General features: G+C 63.5%; 13 protein-coding genes. 6 read left to right on the top strand and 7 right to left on the bottom strand.

Annotated elements, in window-relative coordinates:
- Positions 1 to 103: 103 nt before the first annotated feature.
- Positions 104 to 1,099: a tRNA dihydrouridine(20/20a) synthase DusA gene (gene dusA / locus AC0L3U_RS10185; RefSeq protein WP_473361649.1), complete on the top strand. Its 996-nt coding sequence runs from the start codon at positions 104 to 106 to the stop codon at positions 1,097 to 1,099.
- Positions 1,100 to 1,132: 33 nt separating this feature from the next.
- Here dusA and AC0L3U_RS10180 read toward each other — a convergent pair whose 3' ends face one another.
- The 5 genes from AC0L3U_RS10180 to AC0L3U_RS10160 form a co-directional block, all read right to left on the bottom strand.
- Entirely contained in the window at positions 1,133 to 1,687 is a 555-nt protein-coding gene (locus AC0L3U_RS10180; protein ID WP_456764895.1) for a TIGR02281 family clan AA aspartic protease, read from the bottom strand.
- Between the two features lie 28 nt (positions 1,688 to 1,715).
- Positions 1,716 to 1,919, bottom strand: coding sequence for a DUF1289 domain-containing protein (locus tag AC0L3U_RS10175; RefSeq protein WP_473361648.1), 204 nt, complete (start codon positions 1,917 to 1,919; stop codon positions 1,716 to 1,718).
- A gap of 42 nt (positions 1,920 to 1,961) precedes the next feature.
- Complete coding sequence (locus AC0L3U_RS10170; RefSeq protein WP_473287369.1) at positions 1,962 to 3,557, bottom strand: sensor histidine kinase; 1,596 nt, start codon at positions 3,555 to 3,557, stop codon at positions 1,962 to 1,964.
- 137 nt (positions 3,558 to 3,694) lie between these two features.
- Positions 3,695 to 4,972 (bottom strand): sodium:proton antiporter NhaD, encoded by a 1,278-nt coding sequence (gene nhaD, locus AC0L3U_RS10165; RefSeq protein WP_473361647.1) that lies wholly within the window; start codon positions 4,970 to 4,972, stop codon positions 3,695 to 3,697.
- A 22-nt stretch (positions 4,973 to 4,994) separates the two neighbouring features.
- Complete coding sequence (locus tag AC0L3U_RS10160) at positions 4,995 to 5,867, bottom strand: NAD(P)-dependent oxidoreductase (RefSeq protein ID WP_377790195.1); 873 nt, start codon at positions 5,865 to 5,867, stop codon at positions 4,995 to 4,997.
- A gap of 182 nt (positions 5,868 to 6,049) precedes the next feature.
- Here AC0L3U_RS10160 and AC0L3U_RS10155 point away from each other — a divergent pair, with 182 nt between their 5' ends.
- The 4 genes from AC0L3U_RS10155 (at position 6,050) to AC0L3U_RS10140 (ending at position 9,766) form a co-directional block, all read left to right on the top strand.
- Positions 6,050 to 6,487, top strand: coding sequence for a VOC family protein (locus AC0L3U_RS10155; RefSeq protein ID WP_473361646.1), 438 nt, complete (start codon positions 6,050 to 6,052; stop codon positions 6,485 to 6,487).
- A 53-nt stretch (positions 6,488 to 6,540) separates the two neighbouring features.
- A complete protein-coding gene (locus AC0L3U_RS10150; protein ID WP_247360352.1) occupies positions 6,541 to 7,683 on the top strand; it encodes an Mrp/NBP35 family ATP-binding protein in 1,143 nt (380 codons plus the stop codon).
- Between the two features lie 217 nt (positions 7,684 to 7,900).
- On the top strand, positions 7,901 to 8,992 hold the full coding sequence (locus tag AC0L3U_RS10145) for a TRAP transporter substrate-binding protein (RefSeq protein ID WP_473361645.1): 1,092 nt from the start codon (positions 7,901 to 7,903) through the stop codon (positions 8,990 to 8,992).
- A 423-nt stretch (positions 8,993 to 9,415) separates the two neighbouring features.
- Positions 9,416 to 9,766 (top strand): YunG family protein, encoded by a 351-nt coding sequence (locus AC0L3U_RS10140; RefSeq protein WP_473361644.1) that lies wholly within the window; start codon positions 9,416 to 9,418, stop codon positions 9,764 to 9,766.
- Here the strand turns inward: AC0L3U_RS10140 and AC0L3U_RS10135 are convergent.
- Together AC0L3U_RS10135 and AC0L3U_RS10130 are read right to left on the bottom strand one after the other, a co-directional pair.
- Positions 9,763 to 10,254, bottom strand: coding sequence for a GNAT family N-acetyltransferase (locus AC0L3U_RS10135; RefSeq protein ID WP_473361643.1), 492 nt, complete (start codon positions 10,252 to 10,254; stop codon positions 9,763 to 9,765). The two genes, AC0L3U_RS10140 and AC0L3U_RS10135, sit on opposite strands and share 4 nt — an antisense overlap.
- A gap of 150 nt (positions 10,255 to 10,404) precedes the next feature.
- Positions 10,405 to 11,463, bottom strand: coding sequence for an alpha/beta fold hydrolase (locus tag AC0L3U_RS10130; protein ID WP_473361642.1), 1,059 nt, complete (start codon positions 11,461 to 11,463; stop codon positions 10,405 to 10,407).
- A gap of 314 nt (positions 11,464 to 11,777) precedes the next feature.
- Between AC0L3U_RS10130 and AC0L3U_RS10125 the strand changes: the two genes are divergently transcribed.
- Positions 11,778 to 12,452 (top strand): response regulator transcription factor, encoded by a 675-nt coding sequence (locus tag AC0L3U_RS10125; RefSeq protein WP_473361641.1) that lies wholly within the window; start codon positions 11,778 to 11,780, stop codon positions 12,450 to 12,452.
- Position 12,453: the final 1 nt, after the last annotated feature.

The raw sequence follows: 12,453 nt of genomic DNA, 5'->3' as shown, positions 1-12,453 counted from the left end.
TGTGTGCACTGAGAAGTCAAAACGGGTACAAACCTGTGTAATTTCGGCTAGGTTGGAGTGCACATTTTCGTGTTTCATCCTATTGAGGCGATAAGGTAAGTTATTGAAAGTACAAGACTATCGCTTTTCTGTGGCGCCCATGATGGATTGGACCGACCGGCATTGCCGGGTGTTCCACCGTCACCTGACGCGGCGGGCGCTGCTCTATACGGAGATGCTGACCACCGGTGCCATCATTCATGGTGACCGGGAGCGGCTGCTTGGGTTCGACGTGGTCGAGCACCCGGTCGCGCTTCAGCTCGGCGGGTCGGATCCGCGCGAGCTGGCGCTGGCGGCGCGGATCGGCGAGGAGTCCGGTTATGACGAGATCAACCTCAACGTCGGCTGCCCCTCCGACCGCGTGAAGGACGGCCGTTTCGGCGCTTGCCTCATGGCGGAGCCTGATCTCGTGGCGAGGTGCGTCGAGGCGATGAAGGGTGCGGTTGCCGTGCCCGTCACCGTGAAGTGCCGCATCGGCATCGACGACCAGGATCCGGAGGTCGCGCTCGACAACCTTGCGCGCGCGGTCGTCGCCTCCGGCTGCGATGCGCTGATCGTGCATGCCCGGAAGGCATGGCTCAGCGGATTGTCACCGAAGGAGAATCGCGACATCCCGCCGCTCGACTATGATCGCGTCTATCGCCTCAAGCGCGCAATGCCCGATGTGCCTGTCATCATCAACGGCGGCATCCCCGGTGTCGACGAGGCCAAAGCACATCTCGATCACGTTGACGGCGCGATGCTTGGACGCGCCGCCTATCAGGAGCCATGGCGGCTGCTCTCGGTCGATACCGACATTTTCGGCGAGGCGGCGCCGCATGCCTCGATGCAGGATGCGCTCGAAGCGATGATGCCCTACATCGAACAACAGCTCGCGCGCGGCACGCGGCTGCACTCCATGACGAGGCATTTCGTCGGCGCATTCCATGCCGTGCCCGGCGCGCGCGCCTTCCGCCGGCATCTTGCCGAGCAGGGGGTGAAGCCGGGCGCCGGCCTCGAGGTGCTGCGGGATGCGATTGCGCGTGTCGGTGCCCGCGCGCCGGCGGAGGCGGCGGCCTAGCCGTAGTCGCATGACGAGGCGGATTGCAAAACTCTAGTCGACTGCCAGGCGCGAGCGGCGTTGACTGGTCTGGAGCTCCGGATAACCGGTGAGCATCAGCTTATCGGCGCGCACGCCCCAGCTCTCCAGGCGGTCCAGGAAGCTCATGCCGAGCAGGTTGGTCTTCATCTGCCCGCGCTGCACGACGAGGGCCGGCACCGATTTCTCGACGAGGTGACCGACGGAGAGGCGGTCGATCGTGAGGCGGGCCGCCTTGGTGTGACCGCCCGCGGTTTCGAGATCGACGTCGTATTCGAGCATCTCGAGCGGCAGCCCGATCGCTTTCGCGGTTTCCCAGGTCAGCACCACCGAAGTCGCGCCGGTGTCGATGACCATCGGTGCGGCCACGCCGTTGATCTTCGCGCGCAGCGCGAATTCGCCGCCCTGGCCGCGAGGGATCTGCACAGCGGGGGCGGGCGCTGCGGTCTGCGTGCGAAAGATATGCGAGACCTTGCTGCTCGCGCGCGCGATCTGGTCGGAATCGCCATAGGCGACGACGGCACCGGCCGTGCAGGCGAGCATGGTGAGAACGAGCAGGAACCGGATCATTGCGCACCTCCCGATGCGCTCAGGCCGGTCAGGTGCGTTTCGGCGATCCTGCGATGGGCGCAAGTCCAGCCTGATTCATGCGCGTCGGCAACAGCGCCATGACCGCGAGCCGTTCCGCGCTCTCCATGGCGTGCCAGCGCGCGATCTCCGGCAATGTACGTCCGCAGCCGAAGCACAGCCTGGTCTTGGGGTCGATCATGCAGACGGCCACGCATGGCGTTTCTTTGCTCATTCGGACATAGTGGCGGATGGTCAGGCATCTGCAAGCATCTCGTTACGAGCCCGTACCTGCGCTCATGATCGGCTTGCGACGGGGCCGGCGCTTCTCGTCCGCTACCGCGGAACTCTCGGGCTGGAGCGGCGGAGAATCATCCGACATCGGCGCCAGCGCGCTCATCACGCGCTCGGGCGGGAAGGTGACGATCACTTCGGTGCCAATGCGCAGCTTCGATTTCAGCGTGAACGTACCGCCATGCAGGTCGACCAGATTCTTGGCGATGGGCAGGCCGAGACCGGCGCCCTGTTCGGCCGACTTGATCGAGTTGGAACCTTGGCCGAACGAGGCCAGCACGACCGGAATCTCGTCCTCGGGGATTCCGGAGCCGGTATCTTTCACCGAGAGATATTGTCCGCCTGAGGCCGTCCAGCCGGCCTTGAGCCATATCTCGCCGCCCTGCGGAGTGAACTTGATCGAGTTGGAGAGCAGATTGAGCACGACCTGGCGGATCGCGCGCTCGTCGGCCCAGAGCCGCGGCATCGCCTGCTCGAACACCTCGTGGATGGTGATGCCGCGGCTCGAGGCGCGCAGCTTCATCAGATGATGGCAGTCAGCGACGATGCCGACCAGCGAGACCGCTTCCTCGTTGAGCTCGTAGCGGCCGGCCTCGATCCGCGACAGATCGAGGATCTCGTTGATGAGGTTGAGCAGGTGGACGCCGGAATTGTGGATGTCCGCCGAGTACTCCTTGTAGACCGGCACAGCATGCGCGCCGAAAATCTCGCTCTTCATCACCTCGGAAAAGCCGAGGATCGCGTTGAGCGGCGTCCGCAATTCGTGGCTCATCTGCGCCAGAAAGCGCGACTTGGCGACATTGGCGGATTCGGCACGGTGGCGCGCCTCGTCCGAGATCGCCTTGGCCTGCTCGAGCTCACCGATCAGCGCGTCCTTTTCGGCGCGCGCCTCGAGCGTGGCGAAGGTCGAAGAGTGCAGGCGGTGGGCCAGCAGCACGAAATAGCCTTCGGCGGCGAGGGCGAGCGCGGCCAGGATGTAATTGTCCAACGAGCCCGTCATTACAAAGCTCAGCGCCATCGCGACCGCGACCGGTGCGGTGGCGGCGAGGGCGGCGATCGGCAGATTGGCGGCGAGCATGCTCGATACTGCGATCACCAGCAGCATCAGGAACATCATCAGCGATTCCGTGATCATGTCGAGCACGGGATGGATCAGGATCGCCATCCAGCAAAGGCCATAGAGCAGGTCGAGCACGACGAAACGCGTCTGCCATGCGCGCGTTGCCGCGGGCGAGGCGGGCTCGGCCAGGAAGCGGTGGCAGCTGCGGATCATCGCGGCATGGATGCACAGCATGCCGACGGTCCAGGCCGCGGCGGGGATCGGCTGCATCCACAGGCCAAACAGCACGCCTGTCGCGACCACCAGCAGCATCACGACATAGGAGGCCGACAGCCGGGTTTGGGCGTAATGGCGCAGCATCTCGGCGTCGAAAGCCGGCCGGGTTCCACTAGTCGACGTTAACTTGTCGCGCGCCTCGCGCACCCGCTGTGCCGCAGCCCGGCGATGGCTCGCCGACGGCACGCTCACCGGCTCGGCCGGAAGCTGCACAACCTCGGGCTTTTCAGCGGGTTTACTCATCGCACAACAACAATTCCTGCCCGCGCGGGACGGGCCTTCTGCATTGTCTATCTCTGGCAAGAAATCCTTAAGAGGTGACTTAAGGAGCTAAAGAATTACGTTAACCCGGCGTTAATTTTGGATCCGGCGTGAGCCGCTCAATGCAGCGCCGCGTGCTGCGCGATGTACACCACGGCTCCCGCCAGATAGCCGGCGAGCGCCGGGAGGGCGATGCGGCGGGCGTACCAGAGGAACTCGATGCGCTCGAGCCCCATGGCGGCGACGCCTGCGGCCGAGCCGATGATCAGGATCGAGCCGCCGGTTCCGGCGCAATAGGCGATGAACTCCCAGAGGAAGCTGTCGGGTGGATAATGCGCGAGGTCGTACATGCCCATCGTCGCGGCGACCAGCGGCACGTTGTCGATGACGGCGCTGAGCAGGCCGAGCACGATCACGATGATGTCCTGTCGGCCGATCGCGGTGTCCAGCCATTTGGCCACCATAGAGAGCAGGCCGGCATGTTCGAGGCAGGCGACCGCGAGCAAGATGCCGAGGAAGAACACGATCGAGCCCATGTCGATCCGCGTCAGCGCATTAGCCAGCGTGAGCGGACCGCGGACATGCTCATCCTTGTGGCGATGAACGATCTCGCCGACCAACCACACGACGCCAAGCCCGAGCAGGACGCCCATGAAGGGCGGCAGGTGCGTGACCGTCTTGAAGGCGGGCACCGCGATCAGTACGCCGAGTCCGAGATAGAACATCACGTTGCGCTCGAACGGATCGACGCCTTGCAATCCGTCCTCTTTCGGCGGCGGAGCGATGGTCTTGCCCTTGAGCGAAAAGCTGATGAATGCGAGCGGCACCAGCAGGTTCAGCAGCGAGGGCAGGAACACCCCGCCCATGATTTTCAGGGGCGAAATCTGTCCGCCGATCCACAGCATGGTCGTGGTGACGTCGCCGATTACGGTCCATGCTCCGCCGGCATTTGCGGCGATGACGATGAGGGAGGCGAACAGCAAGCGGTCGTCGCGCTTGGCGATCAACCGCTGGATCAGCGAGACCATGACGATGGTGGTGGTCAGATTGTCGAGGATTGCGCTGAGGAAGAAGGTCACGAAGCCAATCAGCCATATCAGACGAACCTGGCTGGTCGTGCTGATGCGGGAGGTAATGACTTCGAAACCATCATGGGCGTCGATGACCTCGACGATCGTCATCGCGCCAATCAGGAAGAACACGATCTGCGCGGTGGAGGCGACGGACTCATCAAGCTGACGGCCGACCAGCGTGTGGTCACCGGTCGCAAGTGCATAGATTGTCCAGAGCACGCCGGCGCCGAGTAGCGCAGACGCGCTCTTGTTCACCCCGATCGGATGCTCAAGCGCGATCGCCGCATAGGCGAGAACGAAGATTGCGGCGAGTGCGATCAGCAAGGCAGGATCACTTCGTCAGAGGTCAGCGATTGAGGCGCGCGAGCAGGCTCGACGTATCCCAGCGCTTGCCGCCCATCTTCTCGACCTCCGCGTAGAACTGGTCGACCAGCGCGGTCACCGGCAAATTGGCGCCATTGCGGCGGGCTTCGGCCAGCGAGATCGAGAGATCCTTGCGCATCCATTCGACCGCGAAGCCGAAATCGTATTTGTCGTCGTTCATGGTCTTGTAGCGGTTTTCCATCTGCCAGGACTGCGCGGCGCCCTTTGAGATGGTTTCGATCACGGCGGCGACATCGAGGCCACTCTTCTTGGCGAAGTGAATACCCTCGGAGAGGCCCTGGACGAGGCCGGCGATGCAGATCTGGTTGACCATTTTGGTCAGCTGGCCGGAGCCTGCCGGCCCCAGCAATTTGCACATCCGCGCATAGGCGCCTGTGATGATCGGCTCGGCACCCGCATAGGCGTCCTGCGCGCCGCCGCACATCACCGTCAGCACGCCGTTCTCTGCGCCGGCCTGCCCACCGGACACGGGTGCGTCGATGAACTTGAAGCCGGCCTTGGTCGCGGCCGCATCGAGCTCACGGGCGACCTCGGCGGACGCGGTGGTGTGGTCGACGAAGGTCGCACCCTTCTTCATGCCGGCAAACGCGCCGTCGGCACCGATCGTGACCGCGCGCAGATCGTTGTCGTTGCCGACGCAGCACATCACGAAATCCTGGCCCTCGGCTGCAGCCTTCGGGGTCGCCGCGGTCTTGCCGCCGAACTTGTCCGCCCACTCCTTCGCCTTGGCCGCAGTGCGGTTATAGACGGTGACCTCATGGCCCCCTTTTTTCACGAGGTGTCCGGCCATGGGGAAGCCCATCACGCCGAGACCGAGGAAAGCGACTTTAGCCATCTGTGGTACCTTGTCCGTAGTTTGGGTTTTACGGTTCTTGCGGGGCGAGGGCCGCCCGGTTCCGCCATTGCGGCAGATCGGCCGCACCATAAACCCTTGAGGCCGGAGGGCAACGGGTTCGTTTGGCCCCCGCTTGTGCTAGGATGGCGGACCTAAGGACTTCAAAAAAAGGGAGCGAAGGCATGGGCGGCGTAAGCGTGGGCGTGCTCGATCATTTCAACATCCGGACCCGGAATCTGGCCGAGACCGTCCGCTTCTACGAGGACGTGCTGGGCCTGGAAAAGGGCGCCCGGCCGAATTTCGCCTTCCCCGGCGCCTGGATGTACAGCGAGGGTAAGCCAGTGGTGCACCTCGTCGATATTTCTCCGACTGTCGAGCCACAAAAGCCGGATTCCGGCGTTGTCCACCACGTCGCCTTCGCCAGCCGCGGCTTTGACGGCATGAAGCAGCGGCTGGCCTCAAAGGGGATGAAGTTCGACTCCCGCCAGGTGCCCGGCGGCGAGCTCTGGCAGATCTTCGTCCACGACCCCAATGGGGTCATGATCGAGCTGAATTACGAGGCGGCCCTGGAGCAGGGCGCCGCGCCCGCCGAGATGGCTGACGATATCGGCAGGCAGTAGCCTTTTGGGCGTTTCCGCTCTAATGGGGCATCTTGAATTCTAGGAGATGCGCTTTGAGCGTGACGCAGCAACAGGTTCTCGACAGCCTCGCCAGGATCAAGTCGCCCCGCGGGGTCGCGCTCACCAATGCCAATGTGCTGAGCGCGATCAGCGCGGCCGATGGCAAGGTGTTCTTCTCGATCAATGTCGACGCCGCCGAGGCGCGCGCCTGGGAATCCGTCCGGGCCGAGGCCGAGGCCGCGGTGCGCGCCATTCCCGGCGTCACCACCGTGATGGTGGCGCTGACCGCCGAGCGGAAGGCCGGCGCGGCGCCGCCACCGCCGCCAACGCCCAGCCGCGGCACGCCGGGCGTGCAGCCGGTCCATGCCCACAAGCCGCCGCCGCAGGGCGGCGCCCAATCGCCGATGGCGCGGCAGTCCGAGATTCCGGGCGTCGCGGCCGTGATCGCGGTTGCCTCGGGCAAGGGCGGCGTCGGCAAGTCCACCACCGCGCTCAATCTTGCGCTGGGCCTGCGCGATCTCGGCCTCAAGGTCGGGCTGCTCGATGCCGACATCTATGGCCCCTCGGTGCCGCGGCTGACAGGCCTGCATGAGAAGCCGGAGCTGGATGGCGAGCGCAAGATGATTCCGCTCAGGCGCTTTGGCCTGGCCATCATGTCGATCGGCTTCCTGGTGGAGGAAGAGACCGCGATGATCTGGCGCGGGCCGATGGTGATGTCGGCGGTGACGCAGATGCTGCGCGACGTCGCATGGGGCCAGCTCGACGTCCTCGTCGTCGACATGCCGCCGGGCACCGGTGATGCCCAGCTCACGCTGGCGCAGAACGTCCCCTTGAAGGGCGCCGTGATCGTCTCGACCCCGCAAGACCTTTCCCTGATCGACGCAAGACGGGGGCTTGCGATGTTCAAGAAGGTCAACGTGCCCGTGCTCGGCATCGTCGAGAACATGAGCTATTTCCAGTGCCCGCAATGCGGCACGAAATCCGACATTTTCGGCCATGGCGGCGCGCGCCACGAGGCCGAGAAGCTCGGGGTACCGTTCCTGGGCGAGGTCCCCCTGCACATGGCGATTCGTGCCACCTCGGATGCCGGCACGCCCGTGGTGGACAGCGAGCCGGACGGTCCCCATGCGGCGATCTACCGCGCCATTGCGGGACAGGTGCGGGACCAGCTCAAGGGCGTCATCGCCGCGGCCTGAGCGGATCAAGCCAATCCCTTCAAACCAGTACCTTGGGGACATGCGACTTTCGTAGAGCCCTGTCATGCCAATGTCGCGTTTCGAAAGCGGGGCTTCCGTGTTAAAGGCCCACGGCAGTCAAGCCCCTTCGGTTCGACGCGGCCAAAGAACGCGTCGCCGGAATGAGCGGCAGCAAAGAGGAAGTTAGGGGAAACGCCCCAACAAGGAGAGACTGAAGATGAAGCGTCGTGATTTTTTGAAAGTGTCGGCAGCCGGCGCGGCGGGGACCGCCGCGGTGGCCTCGCCGGCGATCGCGCAGTCCTCGCCCGAGATCAAGTGGCGCCTGACGTCGAGCTTCCCGAAGTCGCTGGACACCATCTATGGCGGTGCCGAGCAGATGGCGAAATACGTCGCCGAGATGACCGACAACAAGTTTCAGATCCAGGTCTTTCAGGCGGGTGAAATCGTTCCGGGCCTGCAGGCGCTGGATGCGACGCAGAAGGGCACCGTCGAGATGTGCCACACGGTGTCGTATTACTACGTCGGCAAGGACCCGACCTTCGCGATCTTCGCGTCGGTGCCTTTCGGCCTGAACGCACGCCAGCAGAATTCCTGGCTCTACCAGGGCGGCGGCAACGAACTCGCCAACGAGTTCTTCAAGAAGTCGAACGTGATGGGCTTCCCCTGCGGCAACACCGGCACCCAGATGGGCGGCTGGTTCCGCAAGGAGATCAAGACCGTTGCCGACCTCTCGGGCCTCAAGATGCGCATCGGCGGCATTGCCGGCCAGGTGCTCCAGAAGGTCGGCGTGGTGCCGCAGCAGCTCGCCGGCGGCGACATCTATCCGTCGCTCGAGAAGGGCACCATCGACGCGGCCGAATGGGTCGGCCCCTACGATGACGAGAAGCTCGGCTTCGCCAAGGTCGCCAAGTACTACTACTACCCGGGCTTCTGGGAAGGCGGTCCGACCGTTCACGCCTTCGCCAACATCGACAAGTGGAACGAGCTGCCGAAGAACTACCAGGCGATCCTCACCAACGCGACCGTCAACACCAACACCTGGATGGCCGCGCGCTACGACATGGTGAACCCCGGCGCGCTGAAGCGTCTGGTCGCCGGCGGAACGCAGCTTCGCCCGTTCACCAATGAAGTTCTGGAAGCCTGTCTCAAGGCGACCAACGAATTGTGGGGCGAGATCTCGGCCAAGAATCCCGACTTCAAGAAGTCGATCGACGCCATGCAGGCCTACCGCTCCGACGAATATCTGTGGTGGCAGGTCGCCGAATACACCTACGACAGCTTCATGATCCGCTCGCGCACCCGGGGCTGATCTTCGAACAAGTCGCAAGACGACGCGCCCGGTCTCGTTCGCGAGGCCGGGCTTTTTCTTTGAGACGACGCGATCGGAATAGGCGAGGCGGAAGCCGCCGAGCGGCGTCGTCGCCAGGGTACGGGTGGGGCGCCCAACAAAAAACCTGAAAAACAACCCCATGCACAGTAGACGAGGGGTGAGCGGACAAGGCGCCGCGAGTGCAGCCAACAGCTTGATGCGATGGAGCTAATTGGCAGGCACGCCAGAGCATCGCGGGGGCGATGAGAACTTCGCAATTTGGGCGTCAAAGCGGGGTCTGCCCAGGAATACCAAGCGAGCGCTTCAGCGAGACCCGTTTGACTCGTCGGGCAAAACAGTGGCATAAAGGCATTATCGCAAAATCCGAAATCAACGACTCGGGTGGCCCGCGTGGGATTGACGATGAGCTTCGATCCCGATGAGGTTCAAAGCGCGTCGCGCAAGGCCTGGTCGTTGGCAACCGCCAGTCAATGGACGGCGAGCAATCCGGCGGCAGGGCAATGCAACGTCACCTCGCTGCTGATTCACGAGCTCTTCGGCGGCGAGTTGCTGAGGACGCCGCTGCCGGCCGGCGACCACTTTTACAATCGCATCACAGGCCGGCGGTATGACTTCACGGCGAGCCAGTTCGATCAGCCGACTGCTTACAAGGATTTACCTGCAAGCCGTGCCGATGCGGAACTGGGAGCGACAAGCGATGAACTGGCTGCTCTAAGAGCTGCTTTTCACAAGCACCGTACCAAGTCAGGTTAGGAGCACCTCCGAACCCAAAGGTTAGTCTGTGGGCAAGGGTTCATCGCAAGTTTCGGCAGTGTTCTTCCCGGCACCGACCCTGATGGTACTTGGCCGACATCGTGAGCTCCCATTCTGCGGTAAAAGGGAGCTGCACCGGGATCCGCCTCGATTGTTAGCCGCGTGGCACCCAGTTTCCTCGCGACATCGGAAGCCCAAGCGAACAAGGCCTTACCTGTGCCGCTGTGAATCGCACTCGGCTCGACGAACAGCTTCAGCAAATCGGCTTCGCGATAGACGATTGTTAGCTGTGCAACTCCGATGGGCCTCCCGTGATTTTCGGCAACCGCGATGGACGTCACCTCCAGGTCGCGCGGTTCAAAGGAAAGCTCGCCACGACAGGCTTCCATGAACTCATTGTCGTAGCCCCAGACGGTTTTAGACCTGAAACACAAATCGGAAAGCCCGGATAGCTCATCGATCGTTGGCGGCCGGATGATCAGAGGCAAGCTAAACCTCCCTGCACTGAGGAAGTGTAGCACTTCGGCTTGCCGAAGTCTCCGTGGGTCAACCGGGTCGATCTGCCTCTAACTGGACGGCTTCACAACCGCCGTCGTAGGCGCCGGCATGTCTTGGCGTAGGCGGCTCGGCCACGCTGCTCAGGCGTCCGAGGTCTGCCGAGCCTGTAGTACGGGTGAGTCTTCCCTTCCATGAGTCAACACGGCCTCGGCAGCAGCTTCGTCGACGGCCGCCATCACGTCAGCGGTTGCGGAATGATGAATCATGTGTCCCGCTCCGTCGATCCGGTGCAATTTGCTCTGCTTGATCTCGCCATGCAGCCTGACCGACTGCCTGATATCGATCAGACGATCGTCCCGGCCCGCGATAATGATCGTCGGCATCTTGAGTTCTGCATAGGTCTTCGAACCTGAGAATGCGGCGGGGACCAACATCGTCGCTTCGGCCGCTGCGGCCCGCATCTGTGATGGGCGGAGCGCCATTTCTTTCGGAAAGCCCGCGAACTTGTTCGGGACCGGCCGCGGGCCAAACAGCTTGCGCAACATCGCGGGCCACATCATCCGACCGGCTAACGGCGAGATCGTGGAGCTGATGACGTCGCCGACCACTGGTAGGGCGGATAGCACGGACGTGGCGCTGTCCGCGCGGGGCGTTGGGAAATAGTAGCCCGAGGCCAGCACGAGAGCCTGCACGAACGAAGGTTGTCTTCTCGCCAGCGCAACCGCAACCGACGCTCCCCACGAATGGCCAAGGACAATCGCTTGAGAGACGCCCAACTGATCGAGCGCCTTCTTGAACAAATCCGCTTGGGCGCCCGGGGTCCAGACGACGTGTCTTGGCCGCGAGCTATGCCCAAAACCGGGACGATCGAACACGATGACCCTGTAGTTCTCGGCTGCGAGATCGATCAATCCACTCGAGTCGAAATCCTGGACCATGCTGCCATTGCCGTGAAACAAAACCAGCGGCTTGCCCCTGCCGCGTTCCAGATAGTGCAGGCGAACCCCCTCGACGTCGATGAACCGACCCTGCGGAGGATTATCGCGTTGCGCTTTGTTCGCGAGCCGCCGATTTATGATTGCGGTAGCCGCAACGAGGGTCCCTGCGGCAGCAAACGCGGCCGCGCCCGGATGTCGCGTGATGGCGGTCAAGCAATCGGATAGGAGGGAGCTGGAACGTGTTCGTCGTGCAAGGCGCATGTGCATTACCTTAGGTGGTCTGCACGACGCCCCATCAAATGAGAAATGTTGCAGCTGAGTTAAACGGTCCGCCGGGGTGTTCGTTCCTTGGCAGGGTCGATGCGACGCGGACGGCTGGGCCCAAGGAGGCAAGCTTCCGCGCCATCCGGGACCTCATCCGCACATGTCTTGGTTGGCTTACAGGAACCTGACGGAAGGGAGCGGCCGGCCCGCCGGGCGCTTTTTCGCTGGCCGAGATGCCCCGGATGATGGAAGACAACGAGGATGCGGCGGAAGCCGTGCGGTGACACCGGAACATCCCGCAGGAAAATACGATGCGCCTACTGATCGTCGAGGACAATGCGGAGCTGTCGCGGCTCGTTGCCGGCGGGCTGTCGGCGGCCGGCTATGAGAGCGACATCGTCGGCAGCGTCGCCGAAGCGCGCGAGGCGGTCAGCAGCGTCAGCTATGCCGCGATGATCCTCGACCTCGGGCTGCCCGATGGCGATGGCCTGTCGGTGCTGCGCGAGCTGCGCCGACAGATGGAGCCGTTGCCGGTGCTGGTGCTGACCGCGCGCGGCGGCTTGCAGGACCGCGTCAGCGGCCTGCGCAGCGGCGCCGACGACTATCTGGCCAAACCGTTTGCGATGGAGGAGCTGGTGGCGCGGCTGGAGGCGATCCTGCGCCGTCCGGGCCAGTTGCTTGGCCGTTCGCTGCGCCTTGCCAACCTCGTCTATGACACCGAAAGCCGCCAGATCTTCGTCGACGACGAGCCGCGCATCATCTCCGCGCGCGAGACCTCCGTGCTTGAGATCCTGCTGCGCCGGCAGGGGCGGGTGGTGCCGAAGAAGAACGTCGAGGACCACATCTTCGGCCTCGATGGCGAGGTCGCCTCGAACGCGGTCGAGGTCTACGTCTCGCGGCTGCGCAAGCAGCTCGCCGAGCACGGCGCCAAGGTCGTGATCCACACTATCCGTGGCGTCGGCTATCTCATGGCCGAGGAGAAATAGC

The sequence above is a fragment of the Bradyrhizobium sp. Kon69 genome, assembly GCF_055807515.1.
This window is presented reverse-complemented; position numbering and strand designations above follow the sequence as displayed.

Bases quoted from the DNA above. Each gene is read 5' to 3' on its own strand.
- AC0L3U_RS10180 (WP_456764895.1), bottom strand. From the start codon at position 1,687: ATGATCCGGTTCCTGCTCGTTCTCACCATGCTCGCCTGCACGGCCGGT.
- AC0L3U_RS10175 (WP_473361648.1), bottom strand. From the start codon at position 1,919: ATGAGCAAAGAAACGCCATGCGTGGCCGTCTGCATGATCGACCCCAAG.
- AC0L3U_RS10170 (WP_473287369.1), bottom strand. From the start codon at position 3,557: ATGAGTAAACCCGCTGAAAAGCCCGAGGTTGTGCAGCTTCCGGCCGAG.
- AC0L3U_RS10160 (WP_377790195.1), bottom strand. From the start codon at position 5,867: ATGGCTAAAGTCGCTTTCCTCGGTCTCGGCGTGATGGGCTTCCCCATG.
- AC0L3U_RS10155 (WP_473361646.1), top strand. From the start codon at position 6,050: ATGGGCGGCGTAAGCGTGGGCGTGCTCGATCATTTCAACATCCGGACC.
- AC0L3U_RS10145 (WP_473361645.1), top strand. From the start codon at position 7,901: ATGAAGCGTCGTGATTTTTTGAAAGTGTCGGCAGCCGGCGCGGCGGGG.
- AC0L3U_RS10140 (WP_473361644.1), top strand. From the start codon at position 9,416: ATGAGCTTCGATCCCGATGAGGTTCAAAGCGCGTCGCGCAAGGCCTGG.
- AC0L3U_RS10130 (WP_473361642.1), bottom strand. From the start codon at position 11,463: ATGCGCCTTGCACGACGAACACGTTCCAGCTCCCTCCTATCCGATTGC.
- AC0L3U_RS10125 (WP_473361641.1), top strand. From the start codon at position 11,778: ATGCGCCTACTGATCGTCGAGGACAATGCGGAGCTGTCGCGGCTCGTT.